Raw genomic sequence first — 13,064 nt, 5'->3', positions numbered from 1 at the left:
CCTTTGATGTGACAGTTGAGTGTTGATCAGTTTTCGTCGTCTGCATATGGATCAGGGTGACCCAATTCTGCAAGCAACGTTCGTTCCAGTGCTTCCATTTCCTCGGCTTCTTCATCGTCTATATGGTCGTAACCCAAGAGATGCAAGCAGCCGTGGATGACTAGATGGGCCCAGTGAGCCTCAAGTTCCTTGCCTTGTTCCTTCGCTTCACGCTCGACCACCTCGACGCAGATCACCAGGTCGCCCAGCAGGGGGATATCCAGCAACTCATCGGGTACATCGGCGGGAAACGACAGCACGTTGGTCGCGTAGTCCTTCTGGCGCCAGGTGTGGTTCAGCTCGCGGCCCTCGGGCTCGTCCACCAGGCGGATGGTCAGTTCCGAGTCGGCGCTGCGCTGGCGCAGGGCCAGGGCGCACCATTGACGGAACTGTTCTTCGCTGGGGGCGGGCGCTTCGGTGGCCAGCTGCAGGTCAAGCTCAAGCATCGCGGCGAACGTCCTTGGCCGGTGTGTCATCGCGGTGGTCGAAGCGCTCGTAGGCTTCGACAATGCGCTGCACCAGCGGGTGGCGGACCACGTCCTTGGGCATGAAGTGCGTGAAGCTGATACCCGGCACGTCCTTGAGCACCTCGATCACCTGGGCCAGGCCGGACTTGGTGCCCTTGGGCAGGTCGACCTGGGTGACGTCACCGGTGATCACGGCGGTGGAGCCGAAACCGATCCGGGTGAGGAACATCTTCATCTGCTCGACGGTGGTGTTCTGGCTTTCGTCGAGGATGATGAAGCTGTTGTTCAAGGTGCGGCCGCGCATGTAGGCCAGCGGGGCGATCTCGATCACCTGGCGCTCGATCAGCTTGGCCACGTATTCAAAGCCGAGCATCTCGTACAGTGCGTCGTAGAGCGGGCGCAGGTACGGGTCGATCTTCTGGGCCAGGTCGCCCGGCAGGAAGCCGAGTTTTTCACCGGCCTCGACCGCTGGGCGCACCAGCAGGATACGGCGTACTTGCTCACGCTCCAGGGCGTCGACCGCACAGGCCACGGCCAGGTAGGTCTTGCCGGTACCGGCCGGGCCGATGCCGAAGTTGATGTCGTTGCCGAGGATTTCCTTGACGTAGCGCTGCTGATTCAAGCCGCGGGGGCGAATCATGCCTTTTTTGGTGCGCAGGGCCACGCTGGCTTCGGCCACCGGGTTGTTGGCCAGGTCTTCGACGGCAGATTCCTGCAGGTACAGGTGCACCGTTTCCGGCGACAGCTCGCTACCCTTGGTTTCACGGTAGAGGCGGCGCAGCAGGTTTTCTGCAGACGTGGTGTGTTGGGGTTCACCAATGAGCTCGAACTGATTGCCGCGATTGCGGATCTCGATGCTCAGGCGTTGTTCGATCAGGCGCAGGTGCTCGTCGAACTGTCCGCACAGGTTGGCGAAACGGCGAGCCTCAAAGGGCTCGAGGAGAAAACGATGGGGTTCTGCTATGGGTGCGTTCAAGGTTGCTTTTAGCCGCCCTTTGGCTGTTTAAGTGAAAGAGAGGATAACGCCAGCACGCCGGGTGCGAAAGCACTTAAACGGAGCATATTGGCTGACGGCGATTCTGTAGGAGCGAGCTTGCTCGCGAAAAACGTCAACGGTAACGCGTGCAGCCTGAATATACGCGGTGCCCTCAGGTTTTTCGCGAGCAAGCTCGCTCCTACAGAAACTTGGTTTATTGCACCAGCGACCCGCGCAGCGAGTGCGGTTGCGCCGCATCGATGTGCACGTCGGCAAACTGACCGATCAATGTCGGATTATCGCAACGGAAGTTGACGATCCGGTTGTTCTCGGTGCGGCCCTGCAATTCGCCAGGGTCTTTTTTCGAGTAGTCGGTGACCAGGATGCGCTGGATGGAGCCGACCATTTGTCGGCTGATCTCGAAACCCTGCTGGTTAAGGCGATGTTGCAGCGCGTTCAAGCGCTCTTTTTTCAGCGCTTCCGGCGTTTCATCCAACAGGTCCGCCGCCGGGGTGCCGGGGCGCTGGCTGTAGACGAACGAGTAGGAGAAGTCGAAACCGACGTCTTCGATCAGCTTCATGGTCTGCTGGAAGTCTTTCTCGGTTTCGCCGGGGAAGCCGACGATAAAGTCCGAGCTGATGCAGATGCCTGGCACCGCCGCGCGCAATTTACGCAGTTTGGATTTGTATTCCAGGGCGGTGTGGTTGCGTTTCATCGCCGAGAGGATGCGGTCCGAGCCCGATTGCACCGGCAAATGCAGGTGCTTGACCAGTTCCGGCACGTCGGCATGGGCCTGGATCAGGCTATCGGAGAACTCCAGCGGGTGCGAGGTGGTGTAGCGAATGCGTTCGATGCCATCCACCGCAGCGACCACGCGGATCAACTCCGCCAGGTCAGCCAGGCGCCCGTCGTGGGTCAGGCCGCGATAGCCGTTGACGTTTTGGCCCAGCAGGGTCACTTCGCGCACGCCGTTTTCGGCCAGATGGATGATTTCTGCGAGCACGTCGTCAAACGGCCGGCTGACCTCTTCACCACGGGTGTAGGGCACCACACAGAAGGTGCAGTACTTGCTGCAGCCTTCCATCACCGACACGTAGGCGCTCGGCCCGTCGATACGCGGCTCGGGCAAGTGGTCGAATTTTTCGATTTCCGGGAACGAGACGTCGACCTGGGGCAGCTTGGTGACGCGTGCGGCGTCGATCATTTCCGGCAGGCGGTGCAGGGTCTGTGGGCCGAAGACCACGTCGACATACGGCGCACGGTCGCGGATCGCGGCGCCTTCCTGGCTGGCCACGCAACCGCCGACGGCGATCACCATGTCCGGGTTGGCCAGTTTCAATTCGCGCCAGCGGCCCAGCTGCGAGTACACACGGTCCTGGGCCCGCTCGCGGATCGAGCAGGTATTGAGCAGGATCACGTCGGCATCTTCGGCGCGGGCGGTGACTTCCAGGGCCTGGTGTTCACCCAGCAGGTCGACCATGCGCGAGCTGTCGTACTCGTTCATCTGGCAACCGTGGGTTTCGATATAAAGCTTCTTGGCCATGGGAATCGTCAACTGGTGGTAAAGAACCGCGCATTATAGGGGTCATGCCCATCGGTTCCTAGCACTGTGCATCGGGTGCCATGCTATAGTTCGCGCCCTCTTTTATATCCCCCATGTGTTCCTCACCCACCATGACCAAACGTGAAGCTCCAATCTATAAGGTGATTTTCCTCAACCAGGGCCAGGTGTTCGAAATGTACGCCAAGCAGATCTATCAAAGTGATCTGTGGGGTTTCCTGGAAGTGGAAGAGTTCGTCTTTGGCGAGCGCACACAGCTGGTCGTCGACCCGGGCGAGGAAAAGCTCAAGGCCCAGTTCGAAGGCGTGGTGCGCAGTTTTGTGCCGATGCATTCGATCGTGCGCATCGACGAAGTCGAGCGCCTGGGCACGCCGAAGATCAGCGAAGCCCGGGGCATGAGCAATGTCATGCCGTTTCCGATGCCGATGCCTGAGAAATAGGCTGGGTGTCAGGGCAGGGGTGAGAAGGGCGAGCGCCCATCGGCACTCTGCAGTTCCAGCAGGTAGTTGCGGAAAATCTGCCCCAGTACTTGGGTGGCCACTTCCAATTCATCGCGTTGCATGTGCTCGGCGACTTCGTCGGCGGTGTCCAGCGCGTCTTCGGCGCCGTTGACCGCGGCCATTTTCAGCACGATATAGGCCTGGACGTTATTGGCCGGCACGCCTTCGCCTTTGAAGAACATGGTGCCGAGCTGGAACTGCGCCTGCGCGTGGCCCTGCAGCGAGGCTTTCTCGAAGTAGCTCAAGGCTTTGTTGAGGTCACGGGCGGGGTTTTTGCTGTCGTGGTAGTACTCGCCCAACTCGTATTGCGCCTGCGCATCCCCACCGTCGGCCTGTTTCTGACACGCGCTCAGGGCTTCGGCCTGGCTGTCTGGCTGGGTATTGAGGGTGCAGCGACCCATCGCTGGGATTAACAACGAGTTGCCGCCTGCCTGGGCATGTGCCAGCAGCGGCTGAAGGAGCAACAGGCAGCCCAGTACCAGGGTGCGGCCGGTGCGTTTCATGGGAATCGACTTACCTCTGACGGGGCGCGCGGACCCTCTCGGGATCCAATAAGCGCGCATTATGAAATAAGCAGGCCTCTGCTTACAAAGTCTTTACTCGTTTTTCTGCTGCTTGGGCAAGTTATCTGCCGGATTGCAGGTAAATTCTCGGAAAAATAAGGAAATCCCTGTAGGCAAAGTAGCAAATCTGACGCCGCCCACAGCGACGTCAGGTTTTTGCTCCGGCTTATTTCAGTGCGGCGAAGGCGCGTTCGGCGGCATCCAGTGTCAGTTTCAGCTCGGCATCGCCATGGGCGATCGAGGTGAAGCCGGCTTCGAAGGCACTCGGTGCCAGGTACACGCCGCCCTCCAGCATCAGGTGGAAGAAGCGCTTGAACAGGTCGGCATCGCTGCCCATCACATCATCAAAGGTGACGATGTCATCGGCACCACTGAAGTACAGGCCAAACATGCCGCCCGCTTGCGTGGTCACGAACGGGATACCGGCGGCGTCGGCGTGCTGTTGCAGGCCGTCCAGCAGGCGGGTGGTGTAGTCGGTCAGCTCGGCATGGAAGCCCGGGCGGCTGATCAGGCGCAGGGTGGTCAGGCCGGCCGCCATGGCCAGCGGGTTACCCGAGAGTGTGCCGGCCTGGTACACGGGGCCCAGCGGCGCGATGTGCTGCATGATCTCGCGCTTGCCGCCGAAGCAGCCCACGGGCATGCCGCCACCGATGATCTTGCCGAACGTGCTCAGGTCCGGCGTGACGCCGTAGTGCGCCTGGGCACCGCCGAGGGCAACGCGGAAGCCGGTCATCACTTCGTCGAAAATCAGCACCACGCCGTGCTTGTCGCACTGTTCGCGCAGGCCTTGCAGAAAGCCCGGGGCGGGCGGCACGCAGTTCATGTTGCCGGCCACTGGCTCGACGATGATGCACGCTACGTCCTGGCCGACTTCGCTGAGCATCTGCTCGACGGCGCCGATGTCGTTGAACGGCAGGGTCAGGGTGTGTTTGGCGAACGCTGCCGGTACGCCGGCCGAGCTGGGTACGCCTTGGGTCAGCGCGCCGGAACCGGCTTTGACCAGCAGGCTATCGGAATGGCCGTGGTAGCAGCCTTCGAACTTGATGATGCTGTCGCGGCCGGTGAAACCACGGGCCAGGCGAATCGCACTCATGGTGGCTTCGGTGCCGGAGCTGACCATGCGCACCATCTCCATCGACGGCACGATGCTGCAGACCAGATCGGCCATCTCGGTTTCCATGGCGGTCGGTGCGCCGTAGGACAGGCCGTGTTCCAGTTGCCTGCGCACTGCGTCCAGCACGTCGGGGTGGCTGTGGCCGAGGATCATCGGGCCCCAGGAGCCGACGTAATCCACGTAGCGCTTGTCATCTTCGTCGGTGACGTAGGCGCCTTCGGCATGCTTGAAGAACAACGGCGTGCCGCCCACGCTTTTGAACGCACGCACGGGGGAGTTCACACCGCCGGGGATGTGTTTCTGGGCATCGGCAAACAGGGTTTCGGAACGAGACATGATCGGGCTCTCTAAACTGAAATTTTAAGAAGGTCGTTGAAGGCGCGGGCGCGGCGCGTGACTTCCTGGGTACTGTCGGCACCGAACAGGCCGTGGACCACGGCCAGCAGGTCGGCACCATGGGCCACCAGCGGTCCGGCGTTTTCCAGGGTGATGCCGCCGATCACGCAGATCGGCACATGCAGGCGCTTGCGGGCCTCGGCGAGCATTTCAACGGTGGCGGCCGGAGCGCCCGGCTTGGTGTTGGAATTGAAGAAGCGGCCGAAGGCGACATAGCTGGCGCCTTCTTTTGCCGCCTGTTCGGCCAGTTCGATCTGGCCGTGGCAGGTGGCGCCGATGATCGCCTTGGAACCGAGCAACGCACGGGCCGGCGTCAGTGGGCCATCGGTCTGGCCCAGGTGCACGCCGACGCCCAGGCGCGCGGCCAGGTCGAAGTCATCATTGATAATAAGCTGGGTCTTGTAGCGCGAGCACAGCTCCCGCAGTTTTTCCGCTTCGCGCAGGCGCCGGGCTTCGTCGCTGCTTTTGTCGCGGTACTGCAGCAGGGTCACGCCACCGTCCAATGCCGCTTCGACATAGGCGAGGAACTTGCCGGCCAACAGTTGGCTGTCGGTAATGGCGTAAAGGCCACGTAGTTTCATCGGGCAGGCCTCTTGCTGTTAAGAGCAGATAGTTACGAGCAGAAATCCAGCGGCAGCCGGCGCGGTACGAACTGGCCCTGGCCGAGTTGTTCGGCGTCACGCAGGGTGCGCCAAGTGTAGTTAAGTGCCGACTGCACCGCACTCACCAGCCCTTCGCCTTGGGCGATCCGTCCGGCCAGGGCGCTGGCCAGGGTGCAGCCCGAACCGTGATAGCTGCCGGGCAGGCGCTGGCAGGTAAAGGTCTGGCGCGTGCCATCACGGCTGTAGAGGCGGTTGTGCACTTCGTGCTCATCGCCATGGCCGCCGGTGATCAACAGGTGCTTGATGAACGGCAACAGCTTCTCGGCGCATTCGTCGGCGGTGCCCTCGGGCAGTTCGGCGAGGATACGGGCTTCAGGCAGGTTCGGCGTGGCGATCAGCGACAGCGGCAGCAGCCGCTCGCGCATGGCATAGCCGACTTCGTCCTTGCCCAGGCTGCCGCCGCCGCCGGCGCGCAGCACCGGGTCGCACACGACCGGCAGGTGCGGGTGCGCCTGCAGCAGTTCGACCACGGTGTCGACCATTGCGGTGGAGCCGAGCATGCCCAGCTTGACCGCCGCCACGTCGGAGTCACCGAGTACGGCATTGGCCTGGGCCAGTACCCACTCACGGTCCAGTACGCGGAAATCGCTGACATTGACGGTGTTCTGCACGGTCAGGGCAGTGACGGCCGGGGCCGCATGGCAGCCTTGGGCGAGCAGGGCTTCGATATCTGCCTGCAAGCCGGCGCCACCACTGGGATCATGGCCGGAGAGACAGAGGACAACGGGGCGAGAGCTGTAGATATTCATGGTGCGCGAGCTTACCACCAAACGCTTTTGGCGGGGCCTTCGGGCGATGGTTGAATGTTGTCGCGAAAACGCCGCTTTTTTTGGTGTTTTCTCGTCGATGAAACGCGCTGAAAGCCTTGTTCTAGAGCCTTTCAAAAAATTATTTCAATGGTGTCCAATGGCCTTTAGCGGCTATGCTAAAGTGGATTCAAACAACTTAACTGTACCGCCGGTGTACGTCTTCTCAAAAGGAATGGGGGCTTTTGACATAACCGGACAGGCCACGCTGGGGCTCTATGCGCTATTTGCTGATCTTATTGTTGTGCGGGCTGCCGATGCTCGCCAGCGCCATCGAGTTCAACCAGGACACCCGAAGCCTGCCGCTGGGCCGAGCCATGCAAGTGCTCGAAGACCCCACCAATGCCCTCACCATCGCCGAAGTAAGCTCCCCCGCCTACGCTGCTCAATTCAAGCACCATGACAACGCCACCCTCAACGCCGGCTATTCGCGCTCGGTGTTCTGGCTCAAGGTCGACCTGCATTACGTGGCCAGGGACCCCCGTGCCCCCCGCACCTGGTTCCTGGAGTTGGCTTACCCGCCGCTGAATCATCTGGACCTGTACCAGAACGATGGCACCGGTAACTATCGGCTGGCCAGCCGTACCGGCAGTGCGCTGCCTTTTTCCAGTCGTGAAGTCAGCCAGAGCAACTACCTGTTCAAGCTCAATTTCGTGCCCGACCAGCAGCAAACGCTCTACCTGCGCCTGCAAAGCGAGGGCTCGATCCAGGCGCCGTTGACGCTCTGGGCCGGCACCGCTTACCTGGAGCAACAACCGCTGCGCCTGTCTGTGCTGGGGGTGATTTATGGCGTCCTGCTGGGGATGCTGGTCTACAACCTGTTCATCTACCTCAGCGTGCGCGACACCAGCTACCTGTATTACATCCTCTATATCGCCTCGTTTGGCCTGTACCAACTGTCGGTCAATGGCGTGGCGGTGCAGTACTTCTGGCCGAACAGCCCGTGGTGGGCGAATGCGGCGGTGCCGTTGCTGATCGGTTCGGCGGCGCTGTTCGGCAGCCTGTTCGCCCGCAGCTTCCTGCATACCGCGCAGCACAGCCGCTGGCTCAACCGGCTCTTGCTGGCACTGGCGGTGTGCGGCGGCGCAGTGATGGCGCTGGCGCTGCTGACCAGCTACGCCCTGGCCTTGCGCCTGGCGACCGGCCTGGCGCTGGTATTCACCGTGACCATCTTCGTCGCCGCCATCAAGGCCTGGTACTGCGGCCAGCGAGTGGCGCGGTATTTCATCATCGCCTGGTCGGCGTTCCTGCTGGGCGGGGTGGTGAACACGCTGATGGTACTGGGCTACCTGCCCAATGTGTTCCTCACCATGTACGCCAGCCAGATCGGCTCGGCGATTGAAGTGGCGCTGCTATCCCTGGCCCTCGCCGACCGCATCAATGCCATGCGTGAACAACAGGCACAGATCCTGTTCGATGCCAGCCAGAAGCTCGAAGTGCTCAACCAGCAACTGGCCCGCAGCAACCGTCTCAAGGATGAATTCCTCGCGACGCTGACCCACGAACTGCGCACGCCCATGAACGGTGTGATCGGCTCCCTTGAGCTGATGCAAACGGTGCCGCTGGACGACGACCTGGCGCAGTACCAGCAAACGGCCGCCGGTTCGGCACGGGACATGATGCGCATGGTGAACGGCATCCTCACCCTCACCGAATTGCAGGCCGGGCGCCTGAGTGCCCAGCCTCGGGTGTTCAGCCTGCGCGGCGTGCTCGACACCTTGCGCCAGCAATTCAACACCAGCGCCCAAGGCAAAGGCCTGGCATTTTCCATCGATGTGGCCGATGAGCTGCCGGACCGTGTGGTGGGTGACGTCGACAAACTGCTCCAGTGCCTGGATTGCCTGTTGGACAATGCGTTCAAGTTCACCCGCGAAGGTTCCGTGCGCCTGCGGGTGGTGGGTGTGCCTCACAGTGACGGCGATGTGCGCCTGAGCTTCATTGTGACCGACACCGGTATTGGCTTCGCCTTCCTTGACGAGGCGACCTTGTACCAGCGCTTTTTCCAACTCGATGGCTCCATGACCCGCGAATACGGCGGCCTGGGCATCGGCCTGGCCATCTGCCGGCAATTGATCGAGCTGTTGGGCGGGCGCCTTACCCATCATTCCGAGCCGCACAAGGGCAGCCGCTTCCAGCTGGACGTGAACGTCAGCCCGGTGCCGATCGAGGCAAAACCGGTGCCCGGCCGGCAACGCGCGCCCCAGGATTGCGCGGTATTGCTGGTGGATGACAACAGCGTCGGCCAGTTGGCGGTGCGCGGCATGTTGCTCAAGCTGGGTTACCGGGTGAAAACCGTGGACAGCGGCCCGGCGGCGTTGGCGGCCTTGCAGGGGCAAAGCTTTGACGCGGTCTTGCTGGATGTGCCCGAAGGCGGCTTCTCGTTGTGTTGTCAGATTCGTGCACTGCCGGGCTGCGGTGAATTGCCCGTGATCGCCTTGAGTACGTCGCTGAATACGTCCGAGCGCGAGCGCGGTCATGGCATCGGCATCACCGACCGCCTGGCCAAGCCGGTGCGCTTCGAGGCGCTGCAGGCGGTACTGGAGCGCCACTTGTTGAGCGCGCTCGAGGGCGAAAGCGCCGGGCATTCGGCGGGTATGCCACTTTTTTAACCCGGATGACGGTGCTTAACTGAAAAAACCGGCCTCAATCGATCTGCGCCTTTCTTTCTGGGTAGGTGTGCATTCGACAGGGCCTTTTTCCAGGAGGCCCGTCATGAACCTGCATCAGTTCGCCGAAACCCACGACGTCACCAACCAGCCGCCCTCCCTGGACGGCACCAACCTGTACCGCATCGACGTGCCCCTGCAAGACTGGTCGCGGCGCTTTGGCGCCGGCTGGGCGCAGGCGCGCATCGATGCCTACGGGGCGTTGGCCGGCGGGCCGCTGATGGCGGCCGGGTTCCTGGCCAACCAGAACAAACCGGTGTTCAGCAGCCATGACCGGTATGGGCATCGCATCGACCTGGTGGAGTTTCACCCGGCCTACCACGAGCTGATGCGCTCCGCGGTCGAGCATGGCCTGCCGTCGTTGCCGTGGGCCCATCCACAGTCCGGTGCCCATGTGGCGCGTGCGGCCATGACCTACCTGCACAGCCAGGCTGAGGCCGGCACCGGCTGCCCGCAGACCATGACCTTCGCTTGCGTCCCGGCCCTGCGCTTGCAACCGGACCTGGCGCAGACCTGGCTGCCGAAAATCCTCAGCACCCACTATGACCCGCGCAATGTCGGCATTGCCCACAAGGCCGGTGCAACCATCGGCATGGCGATGACCGAGAAGCAGGGCGGCACCGACGTGCGCGCCAACACCACCCGCGCCTATCCGGTGGGCGCCGGCGGGCCCGGGCAAGCCTATGAGCTGGTCGGTCACAAGTGGTTCTGCTCCGCGCCGATGTGCGATGCCTTCCTGACCCTGGCCCAGACCGACAAAGGCCTGACCTGTTTCCTGCTGCCCCGGCACCGCCCGGATGACACCCGCAACGAGTTCTATATCCAGCGCCTGAAAAACAAATTGGGCAACTGCTCCAATGCGTCCAGTGAAGTGGAGTTTCGTGGGGCCCTGGCCTGGATGATCGGTGAAGAGGGGCGTGGCGTGGCGACCATCATCGAGATGGTCGCCATGACGCGTTTCGATTGCATGGTCGGTTCCAGTGCGTTGATGCGCCAGGCGCTGACCCAGGCCAGCCATCACTGTGCTCATCGCCGGGTCGGTGGCCGTGTGCTCAGCGAGCAACCGCTGATGCAAAACGTGCTGGCCGACCTCGCTCTGGAAAGCGAAGCCTCGCTCGCCTTGAGCATGCGCATGGGCTGCGCCCTGGACAATCTGGGCGATGAGCGGGAAGCCAAGTTCGCTCGGCTGGTGACGGCGGTGGGCAAGTATTGGATCTGCAAGCGCGCCCCGGCAATGATCAACGAAGCCGCCGAATGCATGGGCGGCGCGGGCTACGTGGAGGACAGCATCCTGCCGCGCTTGTACCGTGAGGCACCGGTGAATTCGACATGGGAAGGTTCCGGCAATGTGCAATGCCTGGACGTGCTGCGCGCACTCTCCAAGGAGCCCGGTGTGCTGGAAGCGCTGTTTGTCGAACTCGGTGACGGGCATGGAGATAAGCAGCTGGCACGGCATATCGAACACCTGAAGTCGGCGTTCATGGACACCCAGGACATCCAGTACCGCGCGCGGCAGTTGACCGAGGATATTGCCGTGGCGCTACAGGCCAAGTTGCTGCTGGAGGCCGGTCATGCGGCGGTCAGCGATGGTTTTATCGCCAGCCGTTTGGGCCAGTCGTCTGGCCGCGTCTACGGCACCTTGCCGCGTGGCGTCGATGTCGGGGCCATCGTCGCGCGCTCAAGTCCCAATGTACCTGAATAAACACGGTCCACATGTGGGAGGGGGCTTGCAGCCATCTTGAGAGGGCACTCCAATTCAAGGTTTGCGTCTGACAGGGATACAGGCAAGATAAAGGCCTGCAAGTCAGAACACAGGATGCTTACCGTGACCGAAGCTTTTGTTGTCGTTCAAACCGCCGAAGAAGCCGTGGATCGGCTGGCGGCCCTGCATGAGCGGGCTACCGGCGCGCTCAATCAAGCCCTCAAGCAATACCTCAAGGACCGCGTCGAACCCGACGCCGAACAACGCGCGCTGTTTCGCTACCCGGAACTGCGCCTGACTTACCACTGCCACGGCGAAGTCCCACAGACTACCCGGGCGTATGCCAAGGTCCAGTTACCCGGGACCTACAGCGTAACCGTCACGCATCCGGCGGCGTTCCGTAAGTATTTGCTGGAACAACTGGTGCCGCTGATGCACGACTTCACCGTGACCGTGGAAGTGGGCGTCAGCCAGCAGAACATTCCTTATCCGTACGTGGTGGAGCAGGGCGACGAACTGGCCGGCTCCGGTGTGACCGCCGCGACCTTGGCGCGCGTGTTCCCCAGCACCGACCTGTCGGCCGCCACCGATGGCATCGCCGATGGCCTCTACGACTGGGAAAACACCGACCCGCTGCCCCTGGCGCTGTTCGATGCGGCGCGCGTGGACTTTTCCCTGCGTCGGCTGGTGCATTACACCGGCAGCGACTGGCGCCATGTGCAGCCGTGGATCCTGCTGACCAACTACCACCGCTATGTCGACCAGTTCATCCTGCATGGCCTGGAACAATTGCGCAGCGACCCGCGTTTTATCCGCATGGTGCTGCCGGGCAACGTCATCATCGACAAGAGCATGGACCACGGCGAAGCCTCGGCGATTGCCGCCGGCGTAGTGTGGCACCGCTACCAGATGCCGGCCTATCACCTGCAGGCCAGCGATGGCCACGGCGTGACCCTGGTGAACATCGGTGTCGGCCCGTCCAACGCCAAGAACATCACCGACCACCTGGCGGTGCTGCGTCCGCATTGCTGGCTGATGATTGGCCACTGTGGCGGCCTGCGCCAATCCCAGACCATCGGCGACTACGTACTGGCCCACGCTTATATGCGCCGCGATGGGATTCTCGACCGGGTGGTACCGCCGAACATCCCGATCCCGGCCCTGGCCGAAGTGCAGATGGCCTTGCAGCAGGCGGCGGCGAATGTCACCGGTGAGAAAGGCGAAGAGCTGAAAAAACGCCTGCGTACCGGCACCGTGCTGACCTACGACGACCGCAACTGGGAGCTGCGCTGGGCCCAGGAACGGCCGTTGATCAACCTGTCCCGCGCCGTGGCGGTGGACATGGAAAGCGGCACCATCGCTGCCCAGGGCTACCGCTTGCGCGTACCGTACGGCACGTTGTTGTGTGTGTCGGACAAGCCGCTGCACAGCGAGATCAAGCTGCCGGGCTCGGCCAACGCGTTCTACGAACGCGCGGTCAGCCAGCACTTGAAGATCGGCATCGAGGCGGTGGACCTGTTGCGCACCGAACTCAACTCGTTGCACTCGCGCAAACTGCGCAGCTTCGACGAGCCGCCGTTCCGCTAAGCGGTTGGGATGGTCATTTAGCGGT

Annotated in this window: 11 protein-coding genes; 4 read left to right on the top strand and 7 right to left on the bottom strand. The window is 62.2% G+C overall.

The features are described from left to right. Positions 1–26: 26 nt before the first annotated feature. The 3 genes from ybeY to miaB form a co-directional block, all read right to left on the bottom strand. Entirely contained in the window at positions 27–485 is a 459-nt protein-coding gene (ybeY, locus tag V3W40_RS21635) for an rRNA maturation RNase YbeY (RefSeq protein ID WP_027605250.1), read from the bottom strand. Next, positions 478–1,482, bottom strand: coding sequence for a PhoH family protein (locus V3W40_RS21630; protein ID WP_065924977.1), 1,005 nt, complete (start codon positions 1,480–1,482; stop codon positions 478–480). The genes ybeY and V3W40_RS21630 overlap by 8 nt, the downstream gene beginning before the upstream one ends. Positions 1,483–1,696: 214 nt before the next feature. Then, a complete protein-coding gene (miaB, locus tag V3W40_RS21625) occupies positions 1,697–3,025 on the bottom strand; it encodes a tRNA (N6-isopentenyl adenosine(37)-C2)-methylthiotransferase MiaB (protein WP_065924978.1) in 1,329 nt (442 codons plus the stop codon). A gap of 131 nt (positions 3,026–3,156) precedes the next feature. On the opposite strand from miaB, the gene V3W40_RS21620 reads away from it, so the two are divergent. Beyond that, positions 3,157–3,483, top strand: a complete 327-nt coding sequence (locus V3W40_RS21620; RefSeq protein WP_003215457.1) for a DUF1820 family protein — start codon at positions 3,157–3,159, stop codon at positions 3,481–3,483. Positions 3,484–3,491: 8 nt separating this feature from the next. On the opposite strand, the gene V3W40_RS21615 is transcribed toward V3W40_RS21620, so the two are convergent. From V3W40_RS21615 to V3W40_RS21600, 4 genes are all read right to left on the bottom strand, one after another. After that, entirely contained in the window at positions 3,492–4,046 is a 555-nt protein-coding gene (locus V3W40_RS21615; protein ID WP_065924979.1) for a tetratricopeptide repeat protein, read from the bottom strand. A gap of 226 nt (positions 4,047–4,272) precedes the next feature. After that, positions 4,273–5,556, bottom strand: coding sequence for a glutamate-1-semialdehyde 2,1-aminomutase (hemL, locus tag V3W40_RS21610; protein ID WP_330215635.1), 1,284 nt, complete (start codon positions 5,554–5,556; stop codon positions 4,273–4,275). 11 nt (positions 5,557–5,567) lie between these two features. After that, complete coding sequence (gene thiE, locus V3W40_RS21605) at positions 5,568–6,197, bottom strand: thiamine phosphate synthase (protein ID WP_065924981.1); 630 nt, start codon at positions 6,195–6,197, stop codon at positions 5,568–5,570. A gap of 32 nt (positions 6,198–6,229) precedes the next feature. Continuing rightward, complete coding sequence (locus V3W40_RS21600) at positions 6,230–7,027, bottom strand: hydroxymethylpyrimidine/phosphomethylpyrimidine kinase (protein ID WP_065924982.1); 798 nt, start codon at positions 7,025–7,027, stop codon at positions 6,230–6,232. A gap of 275 nt (positions 7,028–7,302) precedes the next feature. Here V3W40_RS21600 and V3W40_RS21595 point away from each other — a divergent pair, with 275 nt between their 5' ends. From V3W40_RS21595 to amn, 3 genes are all read left to right on the top strand, one after another. Beyond that, positions 7,303–9,693 carry a hybrid sensor histidine kinase/response regulator gene (locus V3W40_RS21595; RefSeq protein ID WP_330215634.1) on the top strand — a complete coding sequence of 797 codons (2,391 nt, stop codon included), beginning with the start codon at positions 7,303–7,305 and terminating at the stop codon, positions 9,691–9,693. Between the two features lie 103 nt (positions 9,694–9,796). Then, positions 9,797–11,452 (top strand): acyl-CoA dehydrogenase family protein, encoded by a 1,656-nt coding sequence (locus V3W40_RS21590; protein WP_330215633.1) that lies wholly within the window; start codon positions 9,797–9,799, stop codon positions 11,450–11,452. Between the two features lie 114 nt (positions 11,453–11,566). Continuing rightward, positions 11,567–13,039: an AMP nucleosidase gene (amn, locus tag V3W40_RS21585; protein WP_024077553.1), complete on the top strand. Its 1,473-nt coding sequence runs from the start codon at positions 11,567–11,569 to the stop codon at positions 13,037–13,039. The last annotated feature ends 25 nt before the right edge of the window (positions 13,040–13,064 follow it).

This window comes from Pseudomonas sp. AM8 (genome assembly GCF_036346475.1).
Lineage (GTDB): Bacteria > Pseudomonadota > Gammaproteobacteria > Pseudomonadales > Pseudomonadaceae > Aquipseudomonas > Aquipseudomonas marginalis.
The sequence above is the reverse complement of the archived record's forward strand: the minus strand, read 5'-3'. Positions and strand labels throughout refer to the sequence as shown.

Coding starts and splice junctions, on each gene's coding strand:
- ybeY (WP_027605250.1), bottom strand. CDS start 485: ATGCTTGAGCTTGACCTGCAGCTGGCCACCGAAGCGCCCGCCCCCAGC.
- miaB (WP_065924978.1), bottom strand. CDS start 3,025: ATGGCCAAGAAGCTTTATATCGAAACCCACGGTTGCCAGATGAACGAG.
- V3W40_RS21620 (WP_003215457.1), top strand. CDS start 3,157: ATGACCAAACGTGAAGCTCCAATCTATAAGGTGATTTTCCTCAACCAG.
- V3W40_RS21615 (WP_065924979.1), bottom strand. CDS start 4,046: ATGAAACGCACCGGCCGCACCCTGGTACTGGGCTGCCTGTTGCTCCTT.
- hemL (WP_330215635.1), bottom strand. CDS start 5,556: ATGTCTCGTTCCGAAACCCTGTTTGCCGATGCCCAGAAACACATCCCC.
- thiE (WP_065924981.1), bottom strand. CDS start 6,197: ATGAAACTACGTGGCCTTTACGCCATTACCGACAGCCAACTGTTGGCC.
- V3W40_RS21600 (WP_065924982.1), bottom strand. CDS start 7,027: ATGAATATCTACAGCTCTCGCCCCGTTGTCCTCTGTCTCTCCGGCCAT.
- V3W40_RS21595 (WP_330215634.1), top strand. CDS start 7,303: ATGCGCTATTTGCTGATCTTATTGTTGTGCGGGCTGCCGATGCTCGCC.
- V3W40_RS21590 (WP_330215633.1), top strand. CDS start 9,797: ATGAACCTGCATCAGTTCGCCGAAACCCACGACGTCACCAACCAGCCG.
- amn (WP_024077553.1), top strand. CDS start 11,567: ATGCTTACCGTGACCGAAGCTTTTGTTGTCGTTCAAACCGCCGAAGAA.